Origin of the sequence: Stieleria sp., from assembly GCF_041595215.1 — a bacterium.
Taxonomy (GTDB): Bacteria; Planctomycetota; Planctomycetia; order Pirellulales; family Pirellulaceae; genus Stieleria; species Stieleria magnilauensis.
The window spans coordinates 1-5,631 of record NZ_JBFHKV010000535.1 but is presented as its reverse complement, the minus strand read 5'-3'; the positions used below and the strand labels follow the sequence as shown (position 1 = coordinate 5,631).

Below are 5,631 nucleotides of genomic sequence, written 5' to 3'. Positions count from 1 at the left end.
GCCCCGCAGAGCGAGCCTGACGGCCGCCTGGCGGCCTCGCGAAAGTCGCCGGGAAATGGTAGAATTCCGCCTTCTGCCGCAGGCGGTTCTGGGATGACCAGGATTGGGAACCATCCCTCAAAATGCGGCCTACTTTTACGCCCCGTTTCAGGTCTCAATGAGCGACGCCCCCTCTTCGGATCTCCCGGAATCTGACGCCCCAGACTCGCCCGATCAGGGCGCGCAGGAAAAAGGCTCCCAGGAAGAAATGGACGCCCAGGAACTCGCCCCCAACGCGCCTGTTTCCTCGATTCCCGCAGCGAACCAGAAATACACCGACGAAGACCTCAAGCACCTTTCGGACTTGGATCACGTCCGAAAACGCCCCGGGATGTACATCGGCGACACCGCGACGCGTGGACTGCACCACCTGGTCTACGAAGTCGTCGACAATTCGATCGATGAAGCGATGGCGGGCTTTGCCAGCAAGGTCTCCGTGATCGTCCACACCGACGGCAGCGTGACGGTCGAGGACGACGGTCGCGGCATTCCGGTGACCAAGCACCAAGAGCTTTCGGCCGAACTGGATCGCGAAGTCAGCACGCTCGAGGGGGTGATGACGGTCCTCAAATTCGGTGGCAAGTTCGAAAAAGGTGCCTACCAAACCTCCGGCGGCCTGCACGGCGTCGGCGTCACCGTCGTCAACTTCCTCAGCCAGTGGGCCGAAGCCGAAGTCAGCCGAGACGGATACACGTGGAGCCAAGAGTACGAGCGCGGCGTCGCAACCGGACCGGTCAAAAAAGGACGCACGACCAGCAAGACGGGCACCAGGACCACCTTCAAGGCCGATGCACAGATCTTTTCGGTCACCAAATTTAACTTCGACACGCTCTACAAACGCCTGCAAGAACTCGCGTTCCTCAACAGCGGTGTCCGCATCACGTTCCTGGACGAACGCAACGGCGAGGGTGGCGATTTCAAATACGAACGCGGGATCACCGAATTCGTCGAACACCTCAACCGCGCCAGCGACCCGCTGCACAGCGATGTGATTTCGATCGTCGGTGAAAAAGACGGCTGCCAATTCGAAATCGCACTCCAGTACAGCACCGAATACACCGAAAACGTTCAGTCCTACGTCAACAACATCCACACCATCGAAGGCGGAACGCACGTCTCCGGATTCCGTTCGGCACTGACGCGGACACTGAACAACTACGGCAAGAAAGAAAACCTACTGAAGAACACCGCGTTGGGTGGGGACGACATCCGCGAAGGCATCACGGCGGTGATCAGCGTTCGCGTGCCGCATCCCCAGTTCGAAGGCCAAACGAAAACCAAACTCGGAAACAGCGAAGTCGAAGGCATCATCAACGCCGGCGTCGGCGAGCAGCTGTCGAAGTACCTGGAAGAGAACCCTCGCGTCGCCAAGTCGATCGTGCGCAAGGGATTGCTCGCCTCGGAAGCTCGCGAGGCGGCTCGCAAAGCCAAGGACTTGCTGCGAAAACGAAAAGACGCGCTCGGCGGTGGCGGATTGCCCGGCAAGCTGCGCGATTGCATCAGCAAGCAGATGGAACGCTGCGAACTGTACCTGGTCGAAGGTGATTCGGCAGGCGGTTCAGCCGAAGGCGGGCGAATGCGCGACTTCCAAGCGATTCTGCCGCTGCGTGGTAAGATCATCAACGCCTACAAGAGTCGCGAAGACAAGGTGCTGGCCAACGAAGAAGTCCGTTCGATGATTCAAGCGATCGGAACGGGCATCGGCGCCGACCAAGACATCTCCAAGCGGCGTTACAACAAGGTCGTGATCATGACTGACGCCGACGTCGACGGCAGCCATATCCGCACCTTGTTGCTGTGCTTCTTCTATCGCCAGATGTACCAGCTGGTCGCCGACGGGCACGTCTATGTCGCACAGCCGCCGCTGTTCCGCGTCACCCACGGACGCAGCCGCTACTACGTCCAGACCGACGAAGAAATGAAGGGTCAGTTGCTCGATCGCGGTCTCAACGACACCGTCTTCGAAGCCGAAGACGGGCGACGGATCGAAGGCGAGGACATGCGAAAGCTGTGCGGTTCACTGGCCTCGATGGAAGACGCGATCGTGGCCCTGGAGCGTCGTGGCGTCAGCTTGCGCGTCCACGCCGTGCGGATCGATCCGGTCACCAACAAACTGCCCTCGTGGTTGCTGACCTACGGGAACGAGGAACACTGGTTCCACAGCACTGACGAAGTCGAAACGCATCTCAATCAGCACAACCTGGTCCTGGATGACGAGGCGGCCGCCGAAGAAATCGACGAAGCGGCCGAGGGCGCCGAGGGAACGACCGATGCCTCGTCGCAAGCGGCCAGTAGCGAGCCGACCAAGACGATCGCCCACCTGGCTGAGCTGCACGAAGTCCGCACGATCAACAGCGGACTGAAAGAACTTTCCGAACTCGGGTTCTCACTCGAAGACCTGATTCCGGCCGACCGAACCGGCATGACCACCCCACGCTTCGAATTGGTCCGCGGCGAAGACACCCGCCGCCCGATGGTCGACCTGCGTGACCTGCTGCCCGAAGTCCGGGCGGCCGGTGAAAAGGGGCTGCAAGTGACTCGCTTTAAAGGGCTGGGCGAAATGAACGCCGAAGAGCTTCGCGAAACGACGCTCGATCCGGCCAACCGAACGCTGATCAAGGTGAACATGAAAGACGCCGGGGCGGCCGATGAAATGTTCCGCCTGCTGATGGGCGACAAAGTCGAACCGCGACGCGAGTTCATCGAGAAGCACGCCCTGGACGTCCGAAACCTGGACGTCTAAGCAACGGGCGATTCATACGTGTCGTGGATCGCTCGGGACATCGATTGTATATCGGCAGCTTTTGGCAACCAATTTAGATTCTCTCCCTCTGGGAGAGACGGCGTTTGCGCAGCAAGCAAACGCCAGAGAGGGCTCACGCTGCTAAAGTCTTGGCGCCTTCCGCTACGATCAAATCCGTCACCGATACAATCGGCTGAAGCCTTGGAACGAGCAGGCGGCGCTACGCCCCCGCCGCCTCGGCCTCGATCTCGCGTTTGGCGATCAAGAACTGTGCCGCATCGTAGACCGCGTGCGCGACGATCGGGACGAGCAAGCTATCGGTCGCGATCATCAGCGCGGCAAAATAAATGCCCATCAAGGATGCGATGAAGACGTAGAGCTTGGTGATCGGATGCAGCAAACCGAAACCGATCGAGGAGACCAGGACTGCCGCGACGAGCACCCCCGGAACAGCCACGCTAAAACTATCCCCGACTTGGAACGGGTTGTCGATCTGGCCGGTCGCGTCCTGCACCGCGGTCAACCAAGGCAACAGGCAACCGCGAAAGGCGAGTTCTTCACCGATGCCCGCACAGATGCTGACCGTCAACAACTCTGCGGGAGAGAGCGACAACAAGGCCTTCATCGTCGGTGCATCGCTGAGTCGTTTGAGGGCGTCGATCGCTTCGTGCGGAATTTTCATCAGCAGCGAAATGGCAATCAACATCGGGATCGACGCCAGTGCACCGATCCCCAATTCGATGGCCACGCTTTTCCACGCCAGTTTGTCGATCCGCCCCAAGTACGCACGGGCATCGACACCGAGAAACCACGCGAGCAGCAGCCCGGCCAGACCGATGGCGAGCTCGAATCCGCACGCCCAGACGAACAAGAAATCGTCCGGGACGTCTTCAGGGGGTGGCGTTTCTTCGTTCAAATCAATCCAGCTCGACGAATTCTAGCGGCTGTTCTTTGCGGACGTCCGCGACACGGATGGCCGCGTGACCGCTGAGCAGCTTTCGAAAGGTCTTTCCAACAATCTCGCCGCGCCATCCGGTCAGCAACGAGGGTATCTTGTCGCCTTCCTTGGGGTCCAATTCAAAACCGAGCACTTCCTTGACGTCGTCGGCGTTGCCGACGATCGACGGGGCCAGTTTGTTCTGACGACTGATGCAGGCCATGGACGTCGATAGAAACTGGCTGAGCATCGGGGAAATGACACCGCGTGATTTCCGGGTCCGCCGCGGGAGTTGGTCGTCGGGCACCTCAAGGGCGGCCTGGATCGCTGCGGAGATGTCGTCATAGTGTGCACTGTAACCGCGCCAATCCATGCCGCGGATGTTGCGGATTTTTTTGATCTCCGCCGACCCGCGTTTGGCGAGTTCGACCATCAGATCGTCACGCATCACCCGTCGCACCGGCCGATCGAGCGTCGCGGCGCGTTGGTCACGCCAACGCCAGAGGTGGCGGATGATTTCCAGTTGCCGCGGCGTCATCCCGGCACATCCGCTGACGCGCCGCCAGTTTTCGCTGGTTTCGTGTTGAATGACTTTCTGTTGGCGGATCTCGGTTTCCTCCTCCAACCAGGCACGGCGATTGAGCTTTTCGATCGCGTCGCGCTGCATCCAATACATCGCTTCCAGATCGGTCACGTCTTGCAAGGCATAATTCAGCTGGTCACGCGAGAGCGGCCGATGTCGCCAATTGGTGCGAGACTCCCCCTTGGCAAGCGTTTTGCCGGTCAACCGATTGACCAGATTGCCGAGCGAAATGGGAAACTCCATGCCGCTAAATCCGGCCGCCAATTGCGTGTCAAAGAGCCCCGCGATCGGCTGATTGGTGAACTGGTAACAGAACCGACATTCCTCACGCGCCGCGTGGGCGATCACCGTTCGTCCGGGTTGGACCAGCAGATCCCAGAACGGGGCGGTGGTGTGCATCGCCAAGGGATCGATGATCGCCAACCGGTCTCCGGCAGCGACTTGAATCAAACACAACTGGGGTCGATAACGGTCTTCGGAAACAAACTCGGTGTCGAAGGCAATGATCGGCGCATCAGCCAGTTCATCACAGAATTGACGAAGATCGTCGATCGCACTGATCGATTCGTATTCCAAGGGTCGTTAGACTCTCTGCATCAAAATGGGAGGGACGGTCGCCCCGGGTTGCCCCACTGGCCACCCCCGACGTTCTTTCTTTTCGGCCATCACTCTAACCGCCCGGCACCCGCACGACCATCCTGCATGCCACCGAACGCACCACTGAACGCACCATCGAGCCGACTCCGGGCCCCCGTGAAAACGCCCCCCGCGATCGCGAAACCTCAATGGCTGGTCAGCGTGCGTGATCTGGTCGAGGCGACGCGAGCGGTCGAATTCGATGTCGATATCCTGGACCTCAAGGAACCCGACCGCGGCGCCCTGGCTCCGGTGGCCGTCCAAATCTGGCAACAGCTCGCCCGCCAAACTGCCTGCTGGTCGACCGCCGGCAAGGACGGCCCCATGTTATCGGCAGCGCTGGGGGAATCCGATCAGGCGGTGGGGCTGGCCGATCAGGTCCCGCCCCAATTCGCCTTTGTCAAAGCCGGCCCGAGTGGGTGCAACAAGCCTGACCAGATCAGGGGCATGTGGGAAGCCGTCGAAAAACGGATCCCCGACCCGGTGGAATTGGTCGCGGTCGCTTATGCCGACCATCGGTCCGCCGACTGCCTGCCGGCCGAAGCGATCCTGGATCTGGCCGCCCGCCATGGTTTTCGACGCATTCTGCTCGATACGTTCGAAAAGAACGGCCGCTCGTCGATCGACCTGATGACTGCCCAGCGGCTATCGAATTTCGGCCGCCAAGCCTACCGGCGGCAACTGTGGTGGTCG

At 60.3% G+C, this 5,631-nt stretch carries 4 protein-coding genes; 2 read left to right on the top strand and 2 right to left on the bottom strand.

The genetic code is table 11. The features are described 5' to 3' along the window. Positions 1 to 157 precede the first annotated feature (157 nt). The gene (locus tag ABX749_RS19510) at positions 158 to 2,782 is read left to right on the top strand and encodes a DNA gyrase subunit B (protein WP_372897440.1); all 2,625 of its coding nucleotides are present in this window, start codon (positions 158 to 160) and stop codon (positions 2,780 to 2,782) included. A gap of 220 nt (positions 2,783 to 3,002) precedes the next feature. On the opposite strand, the gene ABX749_RS19505 is transcribed toward ABX749_RS19510, so the two are convergent. Both ABX749_RS19505 and ABX749_RS19500 read right to left on the bottom strand, forming a co-directional pair. Then, a complete protein-coding gene (locus tag ABX749_RS19505; RefSeq protein ID WP_372897439.1) occupies positions 3,003 to 3,698 on the bottom strand; it encodes a lysostaphin resistance A-like protein in 696 nt (231 codons plus the stop codon). Between the two features lies 1 nt (position 3,699). Then, positions 3,700 to 4,878: an HRDC domain-containing protein gene (locus ABX749_RS19500; protein ID WP_145212902.1), complete on the bottom strand. Its 1,179-nt coding sequence runs from the start codon at positions 4,876 to 4,878 to the stop codon at positions 3,700 to 3,702. Positions 4,879 to 5,055: 177 nt separating this feature from the next. On the opposite strand from ABX749_RS19500, the gene ABX749_RS19495 reads away from it, so the two are divergent. Continuing rightward, on the top strand, positions 5,056 to 5,631 hold a 576-nt coding region (locus ABX749_RS19495), incomplete at its 3' end, for a (5-formylfuran-3-yl)methyl phosphate synthase (protein ID WP_372897438.1).